Origin of the sequence: Sphingomonas sp. CFBP 8760, assembly GCF_014841615.1 — a bacterium.
Classification (GTDB): Bacteria; Pseudomonadota; Alphaproteobacteria; order Sphingomonadales; family Sphingomonadaceae; genus Sphingomonas.
Genome location: NZ_JACYUG010000001.1, coordinates 439236 through 463668, shown reverse-complemented (window position 1 = coordinate 463668; position 24433 = coordinate 439236). Strand labels below are relative to the sequence as shown.

At 68.7% G+C, this 24433-nt stretch carries 21 protein-coding genes; 12 read left to right on the top strand and 9 right to left on the bottom strand.

Annotation, left to right across the window (positions count from 1 at the left end; genetic code table 11):
- Positions 1–52 precede the first annotated feature (52 nt).
- The gene (locus IFT82_RS02175) at positions 53–718 is read left to right on the top strand and encodes a response regulator transcription factor (protein WP_192123957.1); all 666 of its coding nucleotides are present in this window, start codon (positions 53–55) and stop codon (positions 716–718) included.
- Positions 719–725: 7 nt separating this feature from the next.
- Positions 726–2093, top strand: coding sequence for a sensor histidine kinase (locus tag IFT82_RS02170; RefSeq protein ID WP_192123955.1), 1368 nt, complete (start codon positions 726–728; stop codon positions 2091–2093).
- 9 nt (positions 2094–2102) lie between these two features.
- On the opposite strand, the gene IFT82_RS02165 is transcribed toward IFT82_RS02170, so the two are convergent.
- Positions 2103–3101, bottom strand: coding sequence for an LLM class flavin-dependent oxidoreductase (locus IFT82_RS02165; protein WP_192124323.1), 999 nt, complete (start codon positions 3099–3101; stop codon positions 2103–2105).
- A 94-nt stretch (positions 3102–3195) separates the two neighbouring features.
- Positions 3196–5553, bottom strand: coding sequence for a S8 family peptidase (locus IFT82_RS02160; protein WP_342355016.1), 2358 nt, complete (start codon positions 5551–5553; stop codon positions 3196–3198).
- Positions 5554–5699: 146 nt separating this feature from the next.
- Between IFT82_RS02160 and IFT82_RS02155 the strand changes: the two genes are divergently transcribed.
- The 4 genes from IFT82_RS02155 (at position 5700) to IFT82_RS02140 (ending at position 8963) form a co-directional block, all read left to right on the top strand.
- Entirely contained in the window at positions 5700–6365 is a 666-nt protein-coding gene (locus IFT82_RS02155) for a pyrimidine 5'-nucleotidase (RefSeq protein ID WP_192123952.1), read from the top strand.
- Complete coding sequence (gene dapD, locus IFT82_RS02150) at positions 6362–7183, top strand: 2,3,4,5-tetrahydropyridine-2,6-dicarboxylate N-succinyltransferase (protein ID WP_192123950.1); 822 nt, start codon at positions 6362–6364, stop codon at positions 7181–7183. The genes IFT82_RS02155 and dapD overlap by 4 nt, the downstream gene beginning before the upstream one ends.
- A 110-nt stretch (positions 7184–7293) precedes the next feature.
- Positions 7294–8259 carry a class II fructose-bisphosphatase gene (gene glpX, locus IFT82_RS02145; protein WP_192123948.1) on the top strand — a complete coding sequence of 322 codons (966 nt, stop codon included), beginning with the start codon at positions 7294–7296 and terminating at the stop codon, positions 8257–8259.
- On the top strand, positions 8259–8963 hold the full coding sequence (locus IFT82_RS02140) for a CPBP family intramembrane glutamic endopeptidase (protein WP_192123946.1): 705 nt from the start codon (positions 8259–8261) through the stop codon (positions 8961–8963). Before glpX ends, IFT82_RS02140 begins: the two co-directional genes overlap by 1 nt.
- On the opposite strand, the gene IFT82_RS02135 is transcribed toward IFT82_RS02140, so the two are convergent.
- From IFT82_RS02135 to IFT82_RS02115, 5 genes are all read right to left on the bottom strand, one after another.
- Positions 8923–9684, bottom strand: coding sequence for an ABC transporter permease (locus IFT82_RS02135; protein ID WP_192123944.1), 762 nt, complete (start codon positions 9682–9684; stop codon positions 8923–8925). The genes IFT82_RS02140 and IFT82_RS02135 overlap by 41 nt on opposite strands.
- Positions 9685–9844: 160 nt before the next feature.
- Positions 9845–10789 carry an ABC transporter ATP-binding protein gene (locus IFT82_RS02130; protein WP_192123942.1) on the bottom strand — a complete coding sequence of 315 codons (945 nt, stop codon included), beginning with the start codon at positions 10787–10789 and terminating at the stop codon, positions 9845–9847.
- Positions 10786–11475: a DsbA family protein gene (locus IFT82_RS02125; RefSeq protein WP_192123940.1), complete on the bottom strand. Its 690-nt coding sequence runs from the start codon at positions 11473–11475 to the stop codon at positions 10786–10788. The genes IFT82_RS02130 and IFT82_RS02125 overlap by 4 nt, the downstream gene beginning before the upstream one ends.
- Entirely contained in the window at positions 11472–12821 is a 1350-nt protein-coding gene (locus tag IFT82_RS02120) for a M48 family metalloprotease (RefSeq protein WP_192123933.1), read from the bottom strand. The genes IFT82_RS02125 and IFT82_RS02120 overlap by 4 nt, the downstream gene beginning before the upstream one ends.
- Positions 12822–13017: 196 nt before the next feature.
- Positions 13018–15768 (bottom strand): Rne/Rng family ribonuclease, encoded by a 2751-nt coding sequence (locus IFT82_RS02115; RefSeq protein ID WP_192124319.1) that lies wholly within the window; start codon positions 15766–15768, stop codon positions 13018–13020.
- 550 nt (positions 15769–16318) lie between these two features.
- Between IFT82_RS02115 and IFT82_RS02110 the strand changes: the two genes are divergently transcribed.
- Complete coding sequence (locus tag IFT82_RS02110; RefSeq protein WP_192123931.1) at positions 16319–17530, top strand: N-acetylmuramoyl-L-alanine amidase family protein; 1212 nt, start codon at positions 16319–16321, stop codon at positions 17528–17530.
- Between the two features lie 20 nt (positions 17531–17550).
- On the opposite strand, the gene IFT82_RS02105 is transcribed toward IFT82_RS02110, so the two are convergent.
- Positions 17551–17811 (bottom strand): hypothetical protein, encoded by a 261-nt coding sequence (locus tag IFT82_RS02105; protein ID WP_192123929.1) that lies wholly within the window; start codon positions 17809–17811, stop codon positions 17551–17553.
- A gap of 38 nt (positions 17812–17849) precedes the next feature.
- On the opposite strand from IFT82_RS02105, the gene IFT82_RS02100 reads away from it, so the two are divergent.
- The 4 genes from IFT82_RS02100 to IFT82_RS02085 are packed head-to-tail and all read left to right on the top strand — an operon-like array spanning position 17850 to position 23022.
- Entirely contained in the window at positions 17850–20294 is a 2445-nt protein-coding gene (locus IFT82_RS02100; protein ID WP_192123927.1) for a penicillin-binding protein 1A, read from the top strand.
- A 48-nt stretch (positions 20295–20342) separates the two neighbouring features.
- On the top strand, positions 20343–21470 hold the full coding sequence (prfB, locus tag IFT82_RS02095) for a peptide chain release factor 2 (protein WP_192123919.1): 1128 nt from the start codon (positions 20343–20345) through the stop codon (positions 21468–21470).
- 5 nt (positions 21471–21475) lie between these two features.
- Positions 21476–22231, top strand: coding sequence for a class I SAM-dependent methyltransferase (locus IFT82_RS02090; protein ID WP_244646362.1), 756 nt, complete (start codon positions 21476–21478; stop codon positions 22229–22231).
- Complete coding sequence (locus tag IFT82_RS02085) at positions 22228–23022, top strand: thymidylate synthase (protein WP_192123917.1); 795 nt, start codon at positions 22228–22230, stop codon at positions 23020–23022. Before IFT82_RS02090 ends, IFT82_RS02085 begins: the two co-directional genes overlap by 4 nt.
- A 30-nt stretch (positions 23023–23052) precedes the next feature.
- On the opposite strand, the gene IFT82_RS02080 is transcribed toward IFT82_RS02085, so the two are convergent.
- Positions 23053–23745 (bottom strand): PEPxxWA-CTERM sorting domain-containing protein, encoded by a 693-nt coding sequence (locus IFT82_RS02080; RefSeq protein WP_244646360.1) that lies wholly within the window; start codon positions 23743–23745, stop codon positions 23053–23055.
- A 188-nt stretch (positions 23746–23933) separates the two neighbouring features.
- Between IFT82_RS02080 and IFT82_RS02075 the strand changes: the two genes are divergently transcribed.
- Entirely contained in the window at positions 23934–24392 is a 459-nt protein-coding gene (locus IFT82_RS02075; protein WP_192123915.1) for a dihydrofolate reductase, read from the top strand.
- The last annotated feature ends 41 nt before the right edge of the window (positions 24393–24433 follow it).

Sequence of the window (24433 nt, the reverse complement as noted above, 5' to 3'; positions counted from 1 at the left end):
TAACCGGTCCGTCATGCTAGCGGATGCCGGCACAACGGGGACTGGAGAGAAGATGCGCGTCTTGATCGTCGAGGACGAACCCAATCTGGGCCAGCAGCTGAAGAACACGCTGGAAGGCGCCGGCTATGCGATCGATCTCGCCACCGATGGCGAGGAGGGGCATTATCTGGGCTCCACCGAGAATTACGATGCGATCGTGCTCGATCTCGGCCTGCCCGAGGTCGACGGGCTGACCGTGCTCGACCGCTGGCGCAAGGAAGGGCGGACCGCGCCGGTGCTGGTGCTGACCGCGCGCGACAGCTGGTCGGACAAGGTCGCCGGGCTGGACGCGGGTGCGGACGATTACGTCGCCAAGCCGTTCCAGACCGAGGAACTGATCGCCCGCCTGCGCGCGCTGATCCGGCGTGCCTCCGGTAACGCCTCGTCCGAACTGACCGCCGGCGACGTGCGGCTCGACACCCGCTCGGGCAAGGTGACCAAGGCGGGCGAGCCGGTGAAGCTGACCGCGCAGGAATACAAGCTGCTCAGCTATCTGCTCCATCACAAGGGCAAGGTCGTCAGCCGCACCGAACTGATCGAACATATCTACGATCAGGATTTCGATCGCGATTCGAACACGATCGAGGTGTTCGTGACACGTATCCGCAAGAAGCTGGGGCAGGAGGTGATCACCACGATCCGCGGCCTCGGCTACAGTCTGGAAGACCCGGACGCCTGATCCGGCCATGACCGAGCCCGAACCCCGGTCGCCGCGACCCCGCGCGACGGGGTCGCTGTCGCGGCGGATGATCCTGATCGCGGCGGTGTGGATCACCGTGCTGCTGGCGGGCGGCGGCTTTGCGCTCGACCGGGTGCTGGCCTCGGCCGTGACGCAGAATTTCGACGACCAGCTCGAATATGTCATGACCGCGCTGATCGTGTCCGCCGAGATCGATCCCGATGGCGAGGTGATGTTCACGCGCGAGGCGGCGGACCAGCGGTTCCTGGAGCCCGGTTCCGGACTGTACTGGCAGGTTTCGGCACCGGGGCGCGAGCCGTTCCCGTCGCGGTCGCTGTGGGACCGGCGGCTGGCTTACGGCGTCCCGCACACCGACCGCAGCGTCCACAGCTATGACAGCCCGCAGTTCGGGCTGGAGAAACTGCGTGTCGTCGAACGTGATGTGCGACTGCCCGGCTCGCCGGTCAGCTGGCGGTTTCAGGTAGCGCAGAGCCGGGAAGGGCTGGATTCGCAGATCACCATCCTGCGGCGGACGCTGGTGCGGTCGTTCGCGCTGTTGGCCCTTGGCTTGTTGGCGCTGGTCGCGCTCCAGACCTTCTACGGCCTGTGGCCGCTGCGGCGGGTGCGGGCGGAGATCGCCCGGATGCGTGCCGGGCAGTCGTCGCGCGTGTCGGAGGCGATGCCGCTGGAAGTGCAGCCGATGGTCGAGGAACTGAACGCGCTGATCGAGCATAACGAGCGGCAGGCGGAGGAGGCGCGGCGCCATGCCGGCAACCTCGCCCATGCGCTGAAGACGCCGCTGACCGTCATCATGAACGCCGCCACCGCCCATGCCGACGATCTGGCCGAGACGGTGGTGCGCGAGGCGCGGACGATGCGGCGGCAGGTCGACCATCACCTCGCCCGCGCCCGCGCGGTCGGCCGGCGCGGTTCCGCGCACAGCCGGGCGGAGGTGTGGCCCAGCGTCGAATCGGTCGAGCGCGCGGTCGCCCGCCTCTATCGCCACGTCCGCATCGACGTGGCGGGGCGCAAGGACGTGGCGGTACATGTCGAGCGGCAGGACCTGGACGAAATGCTCGGCAACCTGATCGAGAACGCCGCGAAATATGGCGGCGGCAGCGTGTTCGTGACGGTGGCGGCGGAGGCGGGGTTCGTCGAGCTACTGGTGGAGGACGACGGCACCGGCATCCCCGAGGAAGACCGTATCCGTATCTTCGATCGCGGCGTTCGCCTCGACACCGGCAAGCCGGGCACGGGACTCGGCCTCGCGATCGTGCGCGACGTGGCGGAAATCTACGAAGGCACCGTCACGCTGGAGGAAAGCGAGGATCTGGGCGGGTTGCTGGTGCGGTTGCGCCTGCCGGTGGCCGGATAGGAACGGCCTCTACGCGGCGGCGGCGACCTCGCGCACCGCCTCTGCCGTGATCATCAGGCTGCGCTTGCGGGCGGCATGGTCGTAGATCGCGCTGGTCACCATCACCTCGTCGACGCCGGTGCGGCGCACGAACGCGGCCAGATCGTTCGCCACCGTGTCGCGGGTGCCGATCGACGAGCAGGACAGCACCGAATCGAGCATGGCGGCACCCTGCGCCCCCAGCGATGCGCGATACCCCGCGACCGGCGGCGGCAACTGGCGCGGGTCGCCGGTGCGCAAGGCGATGAACGACTGTTGCAGCGACGAGGCGAGCAGTTCGGCCTCCGCCGCGGTGTCGGCGGCGAAGACGTTGAACCCCGCCATCGCATAGGGCTTGCCGAGTTGCGCGGAGGGGCGGAAATCGCGGCGGTACACCGCCAGCGCCTGATCAAGCGCGTCGGGCGCGAAGTGCGACGCGAAGGCATAGGGAAGGCCGAACGCGGCGGCGACCTGCGCCCCGAACAGGCTGGACCCCAATATCCACAATTCCGGCTTTGCGCCCGCGCCGGGGGTCGCGGAGATGCCGGTCTGGCCGTCATCCGCGAAATAGCTTTGCAGTTCCAGCACGTCCTGCGGGAAGGCGTTGGCGTCGCTGGTCAGCGTCCGCCGCATCGCCCGCGCGACCCGCTGGTCCGATCCCGGTGCCCGGCCCAGTCCCAGGTCGATACGGCCGGGATGCAGCGCGTCAAGCGTGCCGAACTGTTCGGCGATCACCAGCGGCGCGTGGTTGGGCAGCATGATCCCGCCCGCCCCGACGCGGATCGTCCGCGTCGCGGCGGCGATGTGCGCGATCACGACGGCGGTCGCGGCGGAGGCGATGCCGGTCATGCCGTGATGCTCCGCCACCCAGAACCGGCCGAAGCCCAGGCTTTCGGCGTGGGCGGCGAGATCGGCACTGCGGTCGAGCGCCTCACGCACGGTGCCGCCTTCGACGACGGGGACGAGATCGAGGAACGAGAGCTGGGTCATCACGTCTATATGGGGTAATCCGTCACGATCGCCACGGCGACGGCTTCGATGATTTTCCCGTCACCGGCCAAGCAAAACTTTGTCCGGTACCCGATCAGAACCCGAAGCCGTAGCGCACCGCCATTCCGTAATCCGCGGGGAGGGCGGCGATGTTGCCGGGGTCGCGGCGCCAGAAGACGTTGGTCTGGATCGTACCGGGGCCGAACGGCCGGGCATAGCGGGCCTCCACATCGACCTCGCGGCCGTCGGGGGCGAGGTTCAGGCGCTGCGTCGACCAAGTCGCGACGCTGGTGGTGGCATAGTCCCACAGCGTCGGCAGGCGGAAATCGATCCCGCCCGTTGTGACGCGCAGCGGCTGCGCGATGCGCAGGCCGATGCTGTCGTCACCGAACACGCCGTCCTTGCCCAGATCGGCGGCGAAGGCGGCGGTGCGGACCTGACCGGTGCCGTCGATGCCGTGGCGGACGCGCGCCTCGCTCCAGCCCCGGCGCAGCGACCCGCCCAGCGTCCAGCCGTCGCCCGCCTCCACCCGCGCATCGACATCGGCGAACCAGGTCGTCGCGCGCGTCGCGCCCAGACCGGTGCCGAACCGCGCGCCGAGCAGGGTGTCGCGCTCGTCCAGCCGCGATCCGGTCAGATGCAGCGACAACGGCCCCCAGCGCCGGTCGAGCGACAGCGCCGCCCGGTCGAAGCCGCCGCGAAGATAGGGATCGGTGCCGGGTGCCCCATCAGGGCGGCGCGTCGCCATCCGCCCGCTCTCCACCGCGGCGGTGAGGCCGAAGGACCCGAATTCCTGGCGGATCGCACCGCTGGCGCGCGCGGTGCCGTCGATGCCGAAACCGGGCGTCGTCGCGACCAGGAAGGCGGGTTCGCGTCGCCCGGCGAGTTGCGCGGTCAGCGTGCCCGCGCCTTGCGCGATGCCGAATCCGAACGACAGGGTCGACCCCAGCGCCTGCGTCACCGTCCCGGCGATCGCGCGGGCCATGCCGGCCTCCCGCCCGGTCAGCCGGGTCGGCTCCACCGCGATGCTGCCGCCGATCCGGGGGGCGAGCGTCATCGACACGCTGGTGCCGCCGATCGCGGCGGCCACCTGGCGCCCGCGGAACTGCAGCGCGCCGAGCAGCGCGCGGGGCGGGGCGGCGCGATCGATCGTCTGCGCCAGATCGATCGCGAAGGCGCGGTCGTAGCCGTCGAGGATCACCGCGCCCAGCCCGCCCTGGCGCGCATCGCCCATCGGGGCGGACAGCGTCGCGTTGACCGCCATCGATACCGCCGCCGTGCTGCCCGCGACATTGCTGGTGCCCAGCGGCTGGAACGCGCGGCTCAGGTCCAGCACGCCGTTGCCATAGACGGGGTCGACGCCGCCGGCGCCGACGTCGCGCGCGCTGGCATAGAGGATCTGGACGATCTGTGCGCCGGACAGGTTGGGAAATGCCTGCGCCAGCAAGGCCACCGCGCCCGCGATCTGCGGCGCGGCGAAGGAGGTGCCCGACCACAGGAACACGCTGCCCGTCTCGTCGGGTGCCCGTACCCGTTCCCCCACCGCGGTCAGGTAATGCGCGGCGCCCGTGCCGGCGCGGTCGCTGAACGACGAGATCGCGTCGCCGCTGCCGATCGATCCGGCGACGATGACCTGCCCGCGTGCGATCGCCGCGTTGTTGGCGACCTCGGTGAAGGCATCGGGATTCTCGGTGCCGTCATTGCCGGCGGAGATGACGATCACGATCCCCGCCGCCGTGGCGCGGGCGATCGCGTTCTGGAGCGACGCGGGCATGTTGGTGCCGCCCAGCGACATGTTGATGACCTTCGCCCCGGCTGCCCGCGCCGCATCGACGCCGCGTGCGATCGCGTCCGATCCGAACTTGCAGCCGGTGCTGTCGTCCCCCTCGACCGCGGTCGCGCAAGTGCCGGGGCGATCGGCACGGAGCGCGACGACGGTCGCCTCGAACGCGACCCCGTGCGTGCCGGCGCCGTTGCGGCGGCCGGCGGCGGTGAAGGCGACGGCGGTACCGTGGCCGTCCTCGTCGTCGAACCCGGTATTGCCCGCGACATCGGCGGAGGCGCTGGACAGGCGGCCGGAAAACTCCTCGCCTTGCAGGTCGATGCCGCTGTCGATGATGCCGATCGATACCCCCGCACCGGTCGCGCCGCGGCTATAGGCGGCCAGTGCGTTCATCGATACCGCACCCACGGTCGCGCGATATTCGGTGGTGTCGTAGTTCGTGGCACTAGGCGTCGGGGCGGGCGTCGGCGTGGCGGGGAGGGTGGGTGCGGGCGTCGCGGTGGGCGTCGGAATCTCCGCGCTGGGCGGTGCCGGCGTGCTGCCGACCCCGCTGCCGCCGCCGCCACAGCCGGCGAGCAGCATCGCGAGCGTCAGGGTGCCCGCGCCGCGCCTTGCGGCCTTCCCCGTCCCGGCATGATGGACGCGGGGTTCCGATGACGATCGATCCACGTTGCCATGCCCCCCCTGTGATCGTTCCGTCCTGGTCATATCGCGGTCATGGCACCGAAATGTTGCAAAACCGTAGGCATGGGTCCGGCATCGCGCATCAACCCCCGCCTTGCCGCTGCCGCCGCACCTGCCTACAGGCCGACGCGATGATCGCGCGCCTCTCCCATGTCCGCAACTGGATCTTCGATCTCGACAACACGCTGTATCCGGCCAGTGCTGATCTGTTCGCGCATATCGACCGGCGGATGACCGCGTTCATCGCCGATCTGACCGGCGCCGATCCGGTGGAGGCGCGGCGTATCCAGAAGGCGTATTTCCACGGTCATGGCACCACGCTGGCCGGGCTGATGGCGGAACACGACATCGATCCGCACGCCTTCCTCGCTTATGTCCATGATATCGAGATGGACGTGCTGGAGGAGGATGCGCCCCTCGCCGCCGCGCTGGCGCGACTGCCGGGGCGCAAGCTGGTCTTCACCAATGGCGACAAGCCCTATGCATTGAAAGTGCTCGACCGGTTGGGGCTGGGCGGCAGTTTCGAGGCGATCCACGACATCGTCGCAATGGACCTGCGCCCCAAGCCGCAGGCATCCGCCTATGCCGGGCTGTGCGCCGCGCTGGATATCGATCCGCATGCCAGCCTGTTCGTCGAGGACATGGCCCGCAACCTGAAACCGGCCAAGGCGATCGGCATGACCACCGTCTGGATCGACAACGGATCGGAACAGGGGCCGGAAGAGGATCGCAGCTTCATCGATTTCCACCTCCACGCGCTGACGCCGTGGCTCGAATCCATCCTGGAGACCCCATGACCGACCTGTCCGCCATCATCGACGCCGCCTGGGACGATCGCGCCAGTCTGGGCTTTTCCACCGGTGGCGACGTTCGCCATGCCGTGGAGCAGGCGCTGACCCTGCTCGACCGGGGCGAGGCGCGCGTGGCCGAGCCGGACGGGCAGGGCGGCTGGCGGGTCAACCAGTGGCTGAAGAAGGCGGTGCTGCTGTCGTTCCGCCTCAACGACAATGTCGTGATGGAGGGACCGGGGAGCGCCCACTGGTTCGACAAGGTACCCTCCAAGTTTGCCGGCTGGGACGAGGCAGCGTTCCGCACCGCCGGCTTCCGCGCGGTGCCGGGCAGCATCGTCCGTCGCGGCGCGTTCGTGGGCAAGGGCGCGGTACTGCTGCCCAGCTTCGTCAACATCGGTGCCTATGTCGGCGAGGGGTCGATGATCGATGCCTGGGCGACGGTCGGCAGCTGTGCGCAGATCGGCAAGGGCGTCCATGTCTCGGGCGGCGCGGGCATCGGCGGCGTGCTGGAGCCGTTGCAGGCCGATCCCGTCATCATCGGCGACGGCGCCTTCATCGGCGCGCGGGCCGAAGTGGCCGAGGGCGTGCGCGTGGGCGAGGGGGCGGTGCTGTCGATGGGCGTGTACCTTGGCGCCTCGACCAAGATCATCGACCGCGCGACCGGCGAGACGTTCCGTGGCGAGGTGCCGCCCTATGCGGTGGTCGTCCCCGGCACGATTGGCGGCGGCGGCGACAAGCCGGCTTTGTATTGCGCGGTGATCGTGAAGCGGGTCGACGCGCAGACCCGGTCGAAGACCAGCATCAACGAATTGCTGCGGGACTGATCGCAGGGGTGGCCCGGGGCAGGGCGGCTTGGCCTTGCCCCCACCGGCCGGCCGGCGTATCGCATTGTTTAACGTGTTCAACGCATCGGCCGGGTGCCGAGGGAGATACCATGACCGCGACTGCCAGCTCCGTCCTCGATCGTGTCCTCGTCCTCGAAATGGTGCGCGTCACCGAAGCGGCGGCGATCGCCTGCCTGCCGATGGTCGGGCGCGGTGACGAAAAGGCGGCGGATGCCGCCGCGGTGGAGGCGATGCGCGCCGCGCTCAACGAACTCGACATGGACGGCACCGTCGTGATCGGCGAGGGCGAGCGCGACGAGGCGCCGATGCTGTTCATCGGCGAGAAGGTCGGTACCGGTACCGGCCCCGCCATCGATATCGCGCTCGATCCGCTGGAGGGCACCACGATCTGCGCGACCGCCGGTCCCAACAGTCTGGCGGTGCTGGCGATCGCGGAAAAGGGCGGTCTGCTGAACGCCCCCGACGTATATATGGACAAGATCGCGGTCGGCCCCGGCTATCCCGAGGGTATCATCGACCTCGATCGCTCGCCCAGCGAGAACGTGCGCGCGGTGGCGGAAGCCAAGGGCGTGTCCCCGCGCGACATCATCGTCTGCGTGCTCGACCGGCCCCGGCATGAGGCGATGATCGCCGAACTGCGCGAACTGGGCTGCGGCGTGATGCTGATCGGCGATGGCGACGTGGCGGGCGTGATCGCGACGACCAATCCGGATACGACGATCGACGTGTACATGGGATCGGGCGGCGCGCCGGAGGGCGTGCTGGCCTGCGCGGCGCTGCGCTGCGTCGGCGGCCAGTTCAAGGGCCGGCTGCTGTTCCGCAACGACGACGAGCGCGGCCGTGCCGCCAAGTGGGGCGTCACCGACCTGAACCGTCAATACGACCTGACCGACCTCGCCAAGGGCGACTGCATCTTCGCCGCGACCGGCGTCACCGACGGATCGCTGCTGGCCGGCGTGAAGCGCAAGGGCAAGATCATGACGACCGAGAGCGTCGTGATGCGGGCGTCGTCGGGCACGGTGCGCTGGGTGAAGGGCGAACACCGGCTGGGCTGATGCCGGCGTCGCTGCTCGCGTCCCTGTTGTTGACGGGTGTGCTGGCGGCGGCGTTCTGGTTCCCGCGGCCGCGTATCCCGGCCGCGACGCGGGCCGGTCGGTACCGGGCATGGATGCGGCGGGCCGGCATGGCGTTCGCGCTGCCGACGCTGGTGGCGCTGGCGCTGCTCGGGCGACTGGATGCGTTGTGGCGGTTGCCGGTCGAGTTCGCTGCCGCCCGGCAACGGTTGCCGGATATGGCGGCGGGCGATGTCATCGTCGGGGCGCTGGCAGGCACGCTGATCGGGCTGGCGGCGGCGGCATGGCGGGCGAAACGGGGCGGGCGACCGATCGGGCGGCCCGGCTCCTTGATGCCGCGATCGCGTGCCGAACTGCCCTGGGGCGCCGCGGTGGCGATCGTCGCGGGCACCACGGAAGAACCATTCTTCCGCCTGCTGCTGCCACTGCTGGTCGCGATCGTTACCGGCAGCGCGATGGCGGGGTTCGTGCTGGCACTGATCCTGTTCGGGGCGATGCACCGCTATCAGGGCTGGCGCGGCATGATCGCCAGCACATCGTTCGGCGGGGTGATGACCGCGGTTTATCTGGTCAGCGGCGCGCTGTGGCTGGTGATCGCTTTGCACATACTGATCGACCTGAACGGGCTGGTGGTGTGGCCGGCGCTCAGTTCTTCAGCCGCCAGCCGGTCCGGAAGATCAGCGTGATCGCGCCGAGGCACAGCAGCAGGAACGCCACCGTGACCGCCAGGCTCGGCCCGACGCCCACGTCGCTGGTGCCGAAAAAGGTCCAGCGGAACCCGTCGATCAGATAGACGACCGGGTTGAACAGCGTCACCGTCCGCCACGGCTCCGGCAGGATCGTGACCGAATAGAAGGCCCCGCCAAGGAAGGTGAGGGGGGTGACGACCAGCAACGGCACGACCTGCAATTGCTCGAACCCCTTCGCCCAGATGCCGATCGCGAAGCCGAACAGGCAGAAGGCGGCGGCGACCAGCACCAGATAGGCGATCATCGCCACCGGATGCGCGACCGGCAGGTCGACGAACAGATGCGCGGTGGCGAAGATGACGAGGCCGATCACCACCGATTTGGTCGTGGCGGCACCGACATAGCCCAGCACGGTTTCCAGCGGCGACAGCGGCGCGGACAGGAGTTCGTAGATCGTGCCGGTGAATTTGGGCATGTAGATGCCGAGCGAGGCGTTGAGGATGCTTTCGGAGAAGATCGCGAGCAGCATCAGCCCCGGCACGATGAACGCCCCATACGGCACGCCCGACACCTCCTGCATCTGCGATCCGATCGCCGAGCCGAAGACGATGAAATACAGCGAGGTGGTGATGACCGGGACCATCAGGCTGGTCCAGATCGTCCGCCCGAACCGGGCCATCTCGAACCGGTAGATCGCCCAGATACCATGAAGGTTCATGCGCCGGCCGTTCCCGATGTGATCGTGTTTTCTACCCCGGCGGAGACCGGGGCCCGGTCGGGAAGACCGGAGTCCGTCATTACCACCGTTCGCCCGACTGGACCCCGGCCTTCGCCGGGGAGGGGCAGGCCGACAGGTAGCGGAGAATAGCCGCGGATCGTCATGCCTTTTCCCCCACCAGATCGACGAAGATGTCCTCAAGGCTGGATTTCGCCGTATCCAGATCGCGGAACTGGATGCCGGCGTCGGCCACCGCGCGCAGGAACGACGGGATGCCGGTGCTCTCTCCGGTCACGTCGAAGACGTAGCGGAGCGTATGCCCGTCATGCTCCAGCGTCGGTGCCCACGCGGCCAGCGCCGCAGGCACCGTCGCCAGCGGTTCGGCCAGCGTCAGGTCGAGCGTGCGTTTGCCCAGCTTGGTCATCAGCGCCGCCTTGTCGTCGACCAGCAACAGTTTGCCGCCCGCGATCACGCCGACGCGGTCGGCCATCTCCTCGGCCTCCTCGATGTAATGCGTGGTCAGGATGATCGTGACGCCGCGGTCGCGCAGGGATCGCACCATCACCCACATATCGCGGCGCAGGGCCACGTCGACCCCGGCGGACGGCTCGTCGAGGAACAGGATATCGGGTTCGTGGCTCAACGCCTTGGCGATCAGCACGCGGCGCTTCATGCCGCCGGACAGCTCCATGATCTTGGCATGGCGCTTGTCCCACAGCGACAGGTCGCGCAGCAACTGCTCGATATAGGCGGGGTTGGCCGAGCGCCCGAACAACCGGCGCGAGAAGGTGACGGTGGCCAGCACGCTTTCGAACGCGTCGGTCGACAGTTCCTGCGGCACCAGGCCGATGCGGCGGCGCGCCTGTCGATAGTCGGCGATCGCATTCAGCCCGTCGACGGTGATCGTGCCGGTGGAGGGGACGACGATACCGCAGACGATGGAGATCAGCGTCGTCTTGCCCGCGCCGTTCGGCCCCAGCAGCGCGAAGATCTCGCCGCGCCGGATATCGAGATCGACGCTGTGCAGCGCGGTGACGGCGGCGGCATTGCCGCGGGCGGCATAGGTCTTGGATACCCCCGCGATCGACAGGATCGGGTCGGTCATCGGCCGGCCCGCGTCGCCGCGATCGCCCGCTTCAGTTCCTCGACCGGCAACGCGCCCGACAATACGCGGTCGCCGATCACCCAGCTTGGCGTACCGGTGACACCGAGGCGCGCGGCGGTTTCCATGTTGCGCGCGATCTCCGCATCGACCCGGGGCGCCAGCGCGGCGAGCTTGCCCACATCGACGCCCGCCGTCTTCGCGGCGGCGGCGATGCTGGCATCGCTGACCCGGCCACCGGCATAAAGCGCGTCGTGGAAGGCGTTGAACCGGCCCTGCGCCGCCGCGACCAGACTGATCCGTGCCGCGCTGCGGCTCGATTCGGCGAGGATCGGCAGTTCGCGGAAGATGACGCGCAGCTTGGGGTCCTCGGCAATCAACTGGCGGATCGCGGGCAGGCTGGCGCGACAGTAGCCGCAATTATAGTCGTAATATTCGACCAGCGTCACGTCGCCCCGGGGATTGCCGGCATAGGCGCTGCCGAACGGGGTGGTGATCGCGGTGCGGTTGGCGGACACCGATCGGCCCGCCTCGCGCTCCTGCAGTTTCTGCATCGCCTCCGGGATCACTTCGGGATGGGCGAGCAGATAGTCGCGCACCTCGTCACCGGGACGATCCAGCGCGGCGACCGCGCCAGCGCCGACCAGCCCGCCGGCCAGCGCCATCAGGGGATAGAGCCAGCGGTTCATCGCTTGCGGCGCTTCTTGTCGGCGGCGGCGGCGTCTCCGGAGGTCATGGCGATATCCTGTGCCCGGATCCAGTCCGGCGTGTTGGCGGGAATGCCGGCCATCGCGAACTTCGCGGCGACCACGGCGGTGCGGGGATCGCCGGTCATGCTGGCCCGTTCGGCGGTGGCGAGCGCGGCGCGCGGTTCGTCCCCGGTCAGTTCGTAGGCGGTGCCCAGCTGCATCCACGCCCAGGGATTGTCGTCGTCGCGCTGCGTGGCGACGCGCAGCACGCGGATCGCCTCGGGCACGTTCGCCTTGTCCTCGGTCGCGATCAGCGCATGGCCGAAGGTGGTGGCGATCAGCGGGTTCTGCCGTGATCCCTCGGTCGCCAAGCGCAGCGGCACCAGCGCCTCGCGCGGGCGACCCGCCTCCAGCAGGATCTGGCCCTTGATCTCCTGGAAATACGGGTCGTCGGGTCTGGCCGCGACCAGCGCCTCCGCCTCGGCATCGGCTTTGTCGGGGTATCCGGCCTTGTGATAGGCATAGGCGCGGGCATAATGCGCCGGCAGCGAGCGATCGGCCAGCGGATATTGGCGCAATGTCTGTTCGGCGGGCAGCACATATCCGGCCAGCTTCGCCTTCACGCGGGCGAAACGTTCTTCCAGCGCGGGATCGGGCTTCGCGTTGTAGGAAGGCGATGCCTCCACGTCGCCGGTCAGGTGGGCGATACGCTCCCCCGACAGCGGATGGCTTTGCATGAACGGGTCGATCTGGCCGCGATAGCGCATCTCCTGCTTCTGCAGCTTGCGGAAGAAGGTGAGCATCCCGCGCCCCGACAGGCCGGCGGTGGCGAGATAGCGGATCGCCGAGGCGTCGGCGGTCGCCTCCTGCGTGCGGTTGAAGGCGAGGTAATTGCCCATCGCCGCGCTCTGGCCCAGCCCCATGATGCCCGCGCCCGCCATGCCCGCGCCGGTCGCCATCGCGCCCAGCCCCAGCACCATCGACAGGATTGTCATCGCCATCGCCGGCTTCTGCGCCGCCTCCCCCGAGATGACATGGCCATCGGCGATGTGCCCGACCTCGTGCGCGATCACGCCCTGCACCTCGCCGGCATTGTCCGCCGCCTGGATCAGGCCGGAATGGATGTAGACGACCTGCCCGCCGACGACGAACGCGTTGATCGAATCGTCGTTGACCAGCACGACCTTCATGTCGCGGGGGTTGAGCCCGGCCGCCTTGACGACCCCGGCGGACATGTCCGCGAACATCGCCTCCGTCTCGGCATCGCGCAGGATCGATTGCGCGGTGGCGGGTTGCGCCCAGACGAGCGCGCCGATCAACAGGGCGGCGAGGCGGCTACGGGTCATGCGGGGCGTCATATGGTCGCGCAGCCGATCGAGGAGAAGGGCATGGTGTCATCAGCCCGCGGCCGGGGGACGTTGCGAGGTGATCGAAGCGGGCGGCGGCAATGGGGCATGACGGCTCCGCAGGGGGCAGGATGGCGGGGCGCCGTCATCGCGTGGTCGGTGTGAACCACGGCTGACGTCGCCCCGCCGACGTGCATCAGGCCCCGAAGGTCCGCTGCCACCAGCCGCGGCGCGGCGTGCCGCCGGCCTGCTCGGTGTCGTCGCCGGTCGATGCTCCGTCCGCCGCTTCCGCCACGTCCGAAGCCTCGGGCGCCGGGGCGGGGGCCGGCGGTGCTACCGCCGCCGGTGCCTCCGCGACCGCGTCGGCGGCCGGCTTGCGGCGGGCGCGCTTCGGCTTGGGCGCAGGCTCCGCGACCGGGGCTTCCGGCACGGGCACGGGCGCGACCTCGGCCGCCTCGCTCGCCACCGCCTTGCGACGGGTGCGCTTCGGCTTCGGCGCAGGCTCTTCCGCTGCTTCGACCGGCGCCGGTGCCTCGACTGGCGGGGTGTCGGCAACCGGTGCGGCCGGACGCGCGCGCGGGCGACGGCGGGTCTTCGGGGCGGGCGCCGCCTCGACCGCGTCGACCTCGACCGGTGCCGCCTCGGCGACCGGCTCTGCCGCGACGATCGTCGCGTCGGGCTGGACCGCCACGGCGACCGGCTCCGGCACGGGCAGCGCCAGTGGATCGGTGACGGGGCCGGAGTCGCCCGCATCGGCGGCTTCCTCGACCGTGACCGCCGCATCCTCACCGTTCAGCGGGGCATCGCCACGACGGCCGCCACGACGACCACGGCGACCACGGCGGCGGCGTCCGCCTTCGCCTTCGGCCTGCTCGTCACTCACCTCGGCCTGCGGCGTCTCGACCACATCGTCGTCGCCCGCATCGATCTCGTCGGCGTCGACGGCAACGATCTCGTCGCCGGCTTCGTCCTCGTGATCCTCGCCCTCGGCCATCTCGCTCTCGGCCGTCTCTCCTTCGGCCTGCTCACCGTCGGTCAGCGGACGACCGCGACGACCACGGCGGCGACGGCGGCGCTTGCCGCGGCCCTCGCCCTCGTCGTCGGCCCGTGCCTCACGCGGCGGACGCGGCGCACGGGGAGCGGGCTGGGCGGCCTCCTCCTCGATCTCCTCTTCCTCCTCGATCTCGGGCTCCTCGACGTAATCGTCCTCCTCCTCTTCGAGGACCAGTTCGTCGATCTTGGGCGCATAGGCGGGCGGCGGGCCGCTGGCCTCCACCGACATGCGCGCGCCCTCTTCCTCGCGATCGGGAATGACCTCGATCGTCACGCCGTAGCGATCCTCGACCTCGGCGATGTCCGCGCGCTTGCGGTTGAGGACGTAGATCGTCGCCTCCTGCGACGCGCGCAGCGTCAGCAGCGAACCGCGGCCCCGCGCGGCCTCCTCCTCCAGCAGGCGCAGTGCGGACAGGCCGGCGGACGAGGCGGTGCGGACCAGGCCGGTGCCCTCGCAATGCGGGCAGGCGCGGGTCGATGCCTCCAGCACGCCGGTGCGCAGGCGCTGGCGGCTCATCTCCATCAGCCCGAACGACGAGATGCGGCCCACCTGGATGCGGGCGCGATCGTTCTTCAACGCCTCCTTCATCGCCTTCTCGACCTTACGGACGTTGGACGAGTGATCCATGTCGATGAAGTCGATCACGACGAGGCCGGCCATGTCGCGCAGGCGCAACTGGCGCGCGATTTCCTGCGCGGCTTCCAGGTTGGTCGCGGTCGCGGTCTGTTCGATATTGTGTTCGCGGGTCGACCGGCCCGAGTTGATGTCGATCGACACCAGTGCCTCGGTCGGGTTGATGACCAGATAGCCGCCCGATTTCAGCTGGACGACGGGGTTGTACATCGCCGCCAGCTGATCCTCGACATGCGCGCGCTGGAACAGCGGCACCGGATCGGCATATTGCTTCACCTTCTTGGCGTGGCCGGGCATCAGCAGGCGCATGAAGTCCTTGGCCTGGCGATAGCCTTCCTCGCCCTCGACCACGACCTCGTCGATGTCCTTGTTGTAGATGTCGCGGATCGCGCGCTTCATCAGGTCGCTGTCGCCATAGACGAGCGCCGGCGCGGCGGAGGTCAGCGTCTTCTCGCGGATCTCGTCCCACAGGCGGGCGAGATAGTCGAAGTCGCGCTTGATCTCGACCTTGGTGCGCTGAAGGCCCGCGGTGCGGACGATGCAGCCCATCGACTGCGGCAGCGCCAGATCGGCCATGATCGTCTTCAGGCGCTTGCGATCCGCCGCGTTGCTGATCTTGCGGCTGATGCCGCCGCCATGCGACGTGTTGGGCATCAGCACGCAGTAACGGCCCGCCAGCGACAGGTACGTCGTCAGCGCCGCGCCCTTGTTGCCGCGCTCCTCCTTGACGACCTGCACCAGCAACACCTGACGGCGGCGGATGACGTCCTGGATCTTGTAGCGGCGACGCAAGTTCTGGCGGCGCTGGCGCAGTGCCTCGACCTGATCGTCATTGGCGCCGCCCTTGCGCGGACGCGGCGGGGCATCCTCGCCGTCATGCTCGTGATCGGTATCGTCGTCGTCATGCTCGCCGTCGAAGTCGCCTTCCTCGTCGTCATGATCGTCGTCGTCCTGCTCGGCGCGCAGCGCGGCTTCCTCGGCGGCATGCGCGGCCTCTTCGGCCAGCAACGCCTCGCGATCCTCCTTGGGGATCTGGTAGTAATCCGGGTGGATTTCCGAAAAGGCGAGGAAGCCGTGGCGATTGCCGCCATATTCGACGAACGCCGCCTGCAGCGACGGTTCGACGCGGGTTACCTTGGCAAGGTAGATATTGCCCTTGAGCTGCTTGCGCTCGGCGGATTCGAAGTCGAACTCCTCGATCCGGTTACCATGGACGACGGCGACCCGGGTTTCTTCCCGGTGGCGTGCGTCGATCAGCATACGCGTGGTCATTGAATGGTCTCCGCGCGCGCGTCGGGCGGTTCCTGCGAAGCAGCCCTCGCGCGCGATGATAAATGGCGGCCGGCCGCGATCGGGCCGGGGTGCCGGGTTCATGGAAAATCGCGTCTGCGCGCATGCCGTGCCGGGGCGTCTGGCCCTGCGGCTTCCCCACGCCCGCGGCACCGCCGGCCAAGGCCTGGCGGTGCAGCAGCGGGAGAGAATACGTCATGCGAGCGTCAACCTGGATTGGCCCGCCAGATGGCGGGCAAGCGGCCCGGCGGCGGCGAACGATGAACGCAGGCGACGCACGGGTGCCGACACTGGCTAGCATCGCCGGCGGTTCGTCGCAACGGCTGTGATCGACGTTAAGGCCCCGGCAAGCGCGATTTCGCCAAACCGCTCTGCTATGCGGGATATACAGACGGACGGTGGAGGGGTGCGGAAGGCGATCGTGATGAACGCGACGGGACGAACGGCGGGTCATGCCCGGCCACTCGGCGCCTCCGGTCCGGGCTGGACGGGGAGGGGCCGCACACGGCATGGATGGCGGATGTCGCTCGTCCTCGCGCTCCTGATGCTGTTCGCATCGCTGCCGGCCGGTGCGTGGGCGTTCATGGAGGTCGCGGTCGAGGCGACGCGGATCGCGATCCATTTCGACGGACAGGCCAGTTCCGCCCAGGCGACGCTGATGGAATCGCCCCGCCGGATCGCGGTCGATGTGCGCGGCACCGGGCTGGGTGATGCGTCGGGGGCCGGCGTCCCGGCGGTTCCGGCCGACGGTCCGGTCCGGGCGATCCGGCGGCAGCGGATACCCGGCGGCGCGCGCTTCGTGTTCGACCTGCGCAGCCCCGCGGTGGTCGCCGATGGCGGGCTGGATGCGGAGGGGCGCGAACTGGTGCTGTCGCTGCAACCCGTCGACGCCGCCCGGTTCGCGCAGGTCAGCGCGGCGGGGCCGCTCGACTTCCTGCCACTGTCGCTCCGCTTCACCCGGCGCTCGCCCTACAAGGTCTCGATCCCGGTGCCGCCGCCCAAGAAGGGGCCGCCGCTGCCACGCGTGCGCGGCGGCGACCGGCGGCCGCTGGTGGTGATCGATGCCGGGCATGGCGGCGTCGATCCCGGCGCGATCAACCCGGTCAGCCATCTGCGCGAAAAGGACGTGACGCTGCGCATCGCCCGCGCGATCCGCGACGAACTGCTCGATGGTGGCCGGGTGCGGGTGGCCCTGACCCGCGACAGCGACAAGTATCTGGTGCTGCGCGAGCGGTACGGCATCGCCCGCCGCCTGAAGGCCGACCTGTTCATCTCGATCCATTGCGACAGCGTCGGCCAGGCGGCGGCGACCGGCGCCTCGGTCTACACCCTCTCCGATGTCGCCTCCGACCGGGAAGCGGCACGGCTGGCGACGCGCGAGAACAAGGCGGATGTGATCGCCGGCGTCAATCTGGGCGAGGCGGGCGACGACGTGTCATCGATCCTGATCGACCTGACCCGGCGCGAGACGATGAACAATTCCGCCGACTTCGCCCGGCTGCTGGGGCGGGAAGCCAGGGACCTCGTGCCGATGAAGCCGGGCTTCCACCGCATGGCGTCGCTGATGGTCCTGAAGGCGCCCGACATGCCCTCGATCCTGTTCGAGACGGGCTATATCTCGAACCCGCAGGATGCCGCCTTCCTCGATTCGTCGAAGGGCCGCGAGCGGATCGCCGAGAGTGTCCGCCGGGCGGTGGAGGTGCATTTCGCGCGGCGGATGGGGGCGGGGTAGGATATTGCGTTCAGCGTGCCTCAGCGTGATGCCGCCGCCGGGAACGTGAACAGGGCGATCACGCCGACCACCCCGAACAGGGCACGGGCGATCCACGGCACGACCGGCCCGGCGGTCGATGCGATCCCTATGACACCAGCTCGTCCGATCCGGCCACGCCCTGCCGTCGTCGTCGTCGTCGTCGTCGTCGTCGTGGTAGTCGCACGGGACCCTGCCGGCTGGCTAGGCGCCGCCAAACTGGTATAGCGTCGCCGGACATGGCGTGCGTATTCCCCTTTCATTGCTGTTCCCTGATCCCCCGGATGATGGGTGGCGTCGCATGATCCGGCGCTGGTGGGGACGCTGGTGGGTGAAGGGGTTGGCCGGCATCGTCGCCATGGCCGCCGTCGGGCTGATGCTGCTGTGGGTGCTGGTGATCCGCGACCTGCCCTCGGTCGATCAGCTGCGCACCTACGAGCCGCCCTTGCCCACCAATGTCCGGGGTGGCGACGGGGTGCCGATCCGTACCTATGCGCGCGAGCGGCGCGTGCAGCTGGCCTATGCCGAATATCCGCCGATGCTGGTGAACGCGTTCCTGGCGGCGGAGGATCGCACCTTCTTCGAGCATCACGGCGTCGACTATCCGGGGCTGGCGGGCGCGGTGATCGATTACGTGACCAAGATCGGCACCGGCCGCCGCGCCAAGGGCGGATCGACGATCACGCAGCAGGTGGTGAAGAACCTGCTGATCGACAACGAATATTCACCGACCCGCAAGTTGCGGGAGGCGATCTTGGCGTGGCGGATCGAAGATACGCTGACCAAGGAGCAGATCCTCGAACTGTACCTCAACCAGATCGCGCTGGGCCGCAACGCGTTCGGGGTGGAGGCGGCGAGCCATGCCTATTTCGACAAGGAACTGAAGGACCTGACGCTGGCGCAGATCGCCTATCTCGCGATCCTGCCCAAGGGGCCGTCCAATTACGATCCGATCCGCCATACCGAACGCGCGCTGGAACGCCGCGACTATGTGCTGCGCGAGATGGTGAGGAACGGCTTCGTCGGTGCGCGGCAAGCGGCGGCGGCGCGGGCCGAACCGCTGGGCACGGTGCTGCGCCGGACGCCGACCTTCGTCGCGATGGGCGGTTATTTCGTGGAGGAGGTGCGCCGGCATCTGCTCGCGAAGTTCGGAGAGACCGCGAAGGCCAGTCCCAACAGCGTCTATCAGGGCGGCCTGTGGGTGCGCACGTCGCTCGACACGCGGCTGCAGGCGCTGGCGACGCAGGCGTTGCGGGACGGGTTGATCCGCTATGCCGGGCAACGCAGCTGGAACGGACCGTTGCGCCATGTCGAGATCGCGGGCGACGACTGGCAGCAGGCGCTGCTCAACACCAACATCGCGCTCGACTACAACGACTGGCGCGCCGCGATCGTGATCGAGCGCGATGGCGATACGTGGCTGCTGGGCTTCGCCAATGGCCGCACCGGCGCGCTGCCGCGCCGCGCCGCGCAACTGCCGCGACAGGGCAGCGCCGGTGCCGCGTTCGCCGCGATCAAGCCGGGGGATATCATCGCGGTGGCCCCGCTGGGCGGCGACTGGGCGCTGCGTTCCATCCCGCGCATCTCGGGCGGCTTCGTGGTCGAGGAACCGGCGACCGGCCGTATCCTCGCGATGCAGGGCGGGTTCGACGACCGGTTGCAGGCGTTCAACCGCGCGACGCAGGCGATGCGCCAGCCGGGATCGACGATCAAGCCGATCGTCTATGCCGCCGCGCTGGAAAACGGGATGACGCCCGCCTCGATCATCGTCGACGGGCCGTTCTGCGTCTATCAGGGTGCGCGGCTGGGCCAGAAATGCTTCCGCAACTTCGCCAACATGCGCGCCGCCGGGCCGCAGACGATGCGCTGGGGGATCGAACAGTCGCGCAACCTGATGACGGTGCGCACCGCCGCGCAGACCGGGATGCCGCGCGTGGTCGACGTGATGAAGCGGATGGGGGTGGGGACGTATCCCCCCTATCTCTCGTTCGCGCTGGGCGCGGGCGAGACGACGGTGGCGCGGATGGTCAACGCCTATGCCATGCTGGCGAACTGGGGGCGCGGCGACGATCCGACGCTGATCGATTTCGTGCAGGACCGCCATGGCAAGGTGATCTGGCCGGAGAACTGGCGCGCCTGCGACGGCTGCAACGCGCGCGACTGGAACGGCGGCGCGATGCCGCGTCCCGCCAGCCGGATGCGCCAGGCGATCGACGCGCAGACCGCATATCAGATGGTGCATATTACCGAAGGCGTGATCCAGCGCGGCACCGCCACCGTGCTGCGCGATCTGGACCGGCCGATGTTCGGCAAGACCGGCACGACGACCGGGCCGACCGACGTCTGGTTCATCGGCGGTACGCCGCAGTTCATCGCCGGGCTCTATATGGGCTACGACAATCCCCGCAAGCTGGGCGCGGCGGAGGGCGGCACGGTCGCCGCGCCGATCTTCAAGCAGTTCGCGACGAAGGCGTATGAGGGGATGGAGAAGCTGCCGTTCCGGGCGCCGCCGGGGATGCGGATGGTCAGGATCGATCGTCGCAGCGGCCGGCCGGTGTTCGGTGCATGGCCCGATACGTCCGATCCGAAGGCGGCGGTGATCTGGGAGGCGTTCAAGGCGGAAACCGAACCACGCCGCGCCAGCCGCCGCAGCACCCGCGCCGCCACGACCGGTGCCCCCGTCGCCGCGGCGACGCAGGCACCCCGCGACAGCGATTTCTTGCAAAGGGAAGGCGGAATCTACTAGCCGCATCCCTACATAATCGGATCGTCCCCGATCCGTTGGAGAATTACCATGCGCGCCGAAGCGCAGGCTCATGTCGATACGATCAACGATGCCCTCGCGCTGCTGCGCCGGTTCCTCGATTGGGACCGCGCGCTGCGCCGGCTGGACGAACTCAACGCGCGCGTCGAGGACCAGGCGCTGTGGAACGATCCGAAGGCCGCACAGGAGGTGATGCGCGAGCGTCGCCGCCTGGACGAGGCGATCGCCGCGACGCGCGCGATCGAATCGGAACTGGAAGGCACGGTCGAACTGATCGAACTGGCCGATGCCGAGGGCGATACCGAATTGGCGGACGAAGGGGCCAGGAGCCTCGCCGAACTGGCCGCGCGTGCCGACCGCGACAAGGTGAAGGCGCTGCTGGCCGGCGAGGCGGATGGCAACGACACCTATATCGAGGTCAATGCCGGTGCCGGCGGCACCGAATCGCAGGACTGGGCCGGGATGCTCAGCCGGATGTATTCGCGCTGGGGCGAACGCCACGGCCTGAAGGTCGAGGTGATCGACAGCCATTCGGGCGAGCAGGCGGGGATCAAATCCGCCACGCTGCTGCTGAAGGGCGAGAACGCCTATGGCTATGCCAAGACCGAATCGGGCGTTCACCGGCTGGTGCGGATCAGCCCGTATGATTCGGCGGCGCGGCGGCACACCAGCTTCGCGTCCGTCTGGGTCTACCCGGTCGTCGATGACAATATCGAGGTCGAATACAACGAAAGCGACCTGCGCATCGATACCTATCGCGCATCGGGCGCGGGCGGGCAGCACATCAACACCACCGATTCGGCGGTGCGGATCACTCATATCCCGACCGGGATCGTCGTGCAGTGCCAGAACCAGCGGTCGCAGCACAAGAACAAGGCGGAGGCGTACAACCAGCTGCGCGCCCGCCTGTACGAACGCGAACTGGCGATCCGCGAACAGGCGGCGAACGCGGAGAATGCCAGCAAGACCGATATCGGCTGGGGCCACCAGATCCGCTCCTACGTTCTCCAGCCCTATCAGCTGGTGAAGGACCTGCGCACCGGCGTCACCTCCACCAGCCCGTCCGACGTGCTGGACGGCGATCTCGACCCCTTCATGGCGGCGGCCCTGTCGCAGCGGGTGACGGGTGAGGTGGCCGAGGTGGAGGACGTCGATTGAGACGGATGACGATGGGGGGGACGGGGCTGGCGATGCTCCTGCTGCTGGCGGCGGGTTGCGACGGCTCCAAGCCGCTCATCAAGCGCGAGGCCGAAAAGCCCGGCCCGTTCCCCGCCGCGGATCGCCCGGTCGCGACGATCGTCTCGGCCCGGTGGTCGAACGAGGAGGCGCGCGACCGGCTGCGTGAGGCCGCACAGGTGATGGACAAGGCCGAAATCCGCCGTGGCATGACCGTCGCCGATATCGGCGCGGGCGAGGGTTATTACACGATCCGCCTCGCCGCGCGGGTCGGCGAGGACGGGCGCGTGCTGGCCGAGGATATCGTCGCCGCCACCCGCGACCAGCTGGCCGAACGGGTATCGCGCGAACGGCTCGATAATGTCAGCGTCCGGCTGGGCGAGGCTGCCGACCCCAAGCTGCCCGATGCCAGTTTCGACCGGGTGCTGATGGTCCATATGTATCACGAGATCGCCCAGCCCTATGAATTCCTGTGGCGGCTGCGGCCCTCGCTGAAGCCGAACGGTCTGGTCGTAGTGGTCGACGCCAACCGTCCCACCCAGGCGCACGGCACGCCGCCGCCGCTGCTGGCGTGCGAGTTCGCCGCGGTCGGCTATGTGCAGGTATCGCAGGTGCCGATGCGCAGCGCGGGCGGCTATATGGCGACGTTCCGGGCGGAGGGGCCACGGCCCGAACCCGCCGCGATCAAGCCGTGCCGGCTGCAATCGCCCGCCCCCGCTCCTGCCCGGACGATGCATCCATGAAACAATATCTCGATCTGATGCGTCGCGTGCTGGACGACGGCGCGGTGCAGATGGACCGCACCGGCACCGGCACCCGTTCCGTCTTCGGGCATCAGATGCGGTTCGACCTGTCCGCCGGTTTCCCGGTGCTGACGACCAAGAAGCTTCACCTGCGCTCGATCATCGTCGAGCTGCTGTGGTTCCTGCGCGGCGACACCAACGTCAAATGGTTGCAGGACCGCCGGGTCAGCATCTGGAACGAGTGGGCGGACGAGGCGGGCGATCTCGGCCCGGTCTATGGCAAGCAGTGGCGCGACTGGGAAACGGCGGACGGCCGCCATCTCGATCAGATCGCCGACTTGGTCACGACGATCCGCGACAACCCGTCATCCCGCCGCCAGATCGTGACCGCGTGGAATCCGGGCGAACTGCACGCGATGGCGCTGTCGCCCTGCCACTGCCTGTTCCAGACCCATGTCGCGAACGGCCGGCTGTCGTTGCAGCTCTACCAGCGGTCGGCGGATATCTTCCTCGGCGTGCCGTTCAACATCGCCAGCTATGCGCTGCTGACGCACATGCTGGCGCAGCAATGCGGGCTGGAGGTGGGCGACTTCATCTGGACCGGCGGTGATTGCCACCTGTACCTCAACCATCTGGAGCAGGCGGAACTGCAATTGACGCGCCCGCCCGGGCCGTTGCCCCGGCTGGAGATACTGCGCCGGCCCGATGCGATCGACGGCTATGACGAAGGCGATTTCGTGCTGCACGATTACGTCGCGCAGCCGCATATCAAGGCGCCGGTCGCGGTCTGACGGCGCCGTCGTCAGACCGCGTTACGCGTATCAGGCGAACGCCACGCGCCGCCGCCGGACCCGCATCGCCGTACCGACCATGGTAAAACCGGCCAGCATCAGCGCCCAGCTTGCCGGCTCGGGCACCGCCGCGATCGCAGCGGGAATGATGTCGACGCGCGTCGCGTCCAAAAAGATTTCCGAACCATCGGCATAGGTGAACGTCCCACCGTTTTCGAAGAACCGGAAGTCCCGCCGGTACTCGATCGTCTGCGTCGGCGACAGGCCGTCTACGAAATCCAGTTCGTCGATCACGAACAGGGAAAGTCGCGATCCGGTATCGCCGGGCACGACCTGGGTGCCGTGTCCGACCAGATCATGAGTTATCGGGGCGCCGTTCCGGGCGGGGCGCTCGTCGCCCAGCCGGATGGTCAACTGGGATACGTCGCCGACCGTCGTCCCGTCGATGGTCAGGCTGTACCGTCCGGTAACGACATGTTTGGTTTCGTAGGAACTCCCGTCGATGTCGCCCGAGAAATCATCGGTGTTATAGGTGTACATCGCCTCATACGCCTTGCCGGCCAGCGAGCCGCCACCGAACAACCCCGCCGTATCCACACCGGCCGCCACCGTGCCCCGGTATGTCGCGACCATCACCACTGCCGCGGCCGGTGAGGCGGCGATAAAGGCTGCACAGGCCATGCCGGCCATCGTTGCAAAGCGGCGTATCGATATTGTCTTCATGGTAAAACCCCCCGGTTACCCCCTTGGCAATGAAGCCGAATTGGCCATGGGCGCTGTCATCACCAGCACGCAATACGCCATTTGGATGAGACCGACGGCGTCGGTCCCGGAACGGGACAGGATGCCCGCGCGGCAGGATGCTACCGGTCGGGCTGTCTCAATCTGTCGGGTGTCGCCATAAGGCACCGATGATCAGCTTCCACCTCGCGCGGGCCGACAACGGCGTCATCGGTATCGATGGTCGCCTGCCCTGGCATATCCCGGCCGACCTGAAACGGTTCAAGGCGCAGACGCTGGGTCGGGCGATGGTGATGGGTCGCCGCACCTTCGACAGTTTTCCCGCGCCCTTGCCCGGTCGTCGGCATATCGTGATGACCCGCGATCCGGCGTGGCGGGCCACCGGTGCGGAGGTGGTGCATTCCCCCAAAGATGCGCTGGTGCTGGCGGGGAACGATGCCGCGGTGATCGGCGGCGCGGAGATCTTCGCGCTGTTCACCCCGGACCGCATCGAACTGACCGAAGTCCATGCCACGCCGACCGGTGACGTGGTCGTCCCGGCCTTCACCGGCTGGCGCGAGATTTTCCGCGAGGATCACGCGGCGGACGGCGACCGGCCGGCCTACAGCTTCGTGACACTGGTCCGATAGCGGACCCACTCGCCATCCGCCTTCGACGCCGCTAGAGCGCG

Coding starts and splice junctions, on each gene's coding strand:
- IFT82_RS02175 (WP_192123957.1), top strand. CDS start 53: ATGCGCGTCTTGATCGTCGAGGACGAACCCAATCTGGGCCAGCAGCTG.
- IFT82_RS02170 (WP_192123955.1), top strand. CDS start 726: ATGACCGAGCCCGAACCCCGGTCGCCGCGACCCCGCGCGACGGGGTCG.
- IFT82_RS02165 (WP_192124323.1), bottom strand. CDS start 3,101: ATGACCCAGCTCTCGTTCCTCGATCTCGTCCCCGTCGTCGAAGGCGGC.
- IFT82_RS02155 (WP_192123952.1), top strand. CDS start 5,700: ATGATCGCGCGCCTCTCCCATGTCCGCAACTGGATCTTCGATCTCGAC.
- dapD (WP_192123950.1), top strand. CDS start 6,362: ATGACCGACCTGTCCGCCATCATCGACGCCGCCTGGGACGATCGCGCC.
- glpX (WP_192123948.1), top strand. CDS start 7,294: ATGACCGCGACTGCCAGCTCCGTCCTCGATCGTGTCCTCGTCCTCGAA.
- IFT82_RS02140 (WP_192123946.1), top strand. CDS start 8,259: ATGCCGGCGTCGCTGCTCGCGTCCCTGTTGTTGACGGGTGTGCTGGCG.
- IFT82_RS02135 (WP_192123944.1), bottom strand. CDS start 9,684: ATGAACCTTCATGGTATCTGGGCGATCTACCGGTTCGAGATGGCCCGG.
- IFT82_RS02130 (WP_192123942.1), bottom strand. CDS start 10,789: ATGACCGACCCGATCCTGTCGATCGCGGGGGTATCCAAGACCTATGCC.
- IFT82_RS02125 (WP_192123940.1), bottom strand. CDS start 11,475: ATGAACCGCTGGCTCTATCCCCTGATGGCGCTGGCCGGCGGGCTGGTC.
- IFT82_RS02120 (WP_192123933.1), bottom strand. CDS start 12,821: ATGACCCGTAGCCGCCTCGCCGCCCTGTTGATCGGCGCGCTCGTCTGG.
- IFT82_RS02115 (WP_192124319.1), bottom strand. CDS start 15,768: ATGCTGATCGACGCACGCCACCGGGAAGAAACCCGGGTCGCCGTCGTC.
- IFT82_RS02110 (WP_192123931.1), top strand. CDS start 16,319: ATGTCGCTCGTCCTCGCGCTCCTGATGCTGTTCGCATCGCTGCCGGCC.
- IFT82_RS02105 (WP_192123929.1), bottom strand. CDS start 17,811: ATGAAAGGGGAATACGCACGCCATGTCCGGCGACGCTATACCAGTTTG.
- IFT82_RS02100 (WP_192123927.1), top strand. CDS start 17,850: ATGATCCGGCGCTGGTGGGGACGCTGGTGGGTGAAGGGGTTGGCCGGC.
- prfB (WP_192123919.1), top strand. CDS start 20,343: ATGCGCGCCGAAGCGCAGGCTCATGTCGATACGATCAACGATGCCCTC.
- IFT82_RS02090 (WP_244646362.1), top strand. CDS start 21,476: ATGACGATGGGGGGGACGGGGCTGGCGATGCTCCTGCTGCTGGCGGCG.
- IFT82_RS02085 (WP_192123917.1), top strand. CDS start 22,228: ATGAAACAATATCTCGATCTGATGCGTCGCGTGCTGGACGACGGCGCG.
- IFT82_RS02080 (WP_244646360.1), bottom strand. CDS start 23,745: ATGAAGACAATATCGATACGCCGCTTTGCAACGATGGCCGGCATGGCC.
- IFT82_RS02075 (WP_192123915.1), top strand. CDS start 23,934: ATGATCAGCTTCCACCTCGCGCGGGCCGACAACGGCGTCATCGGTATC.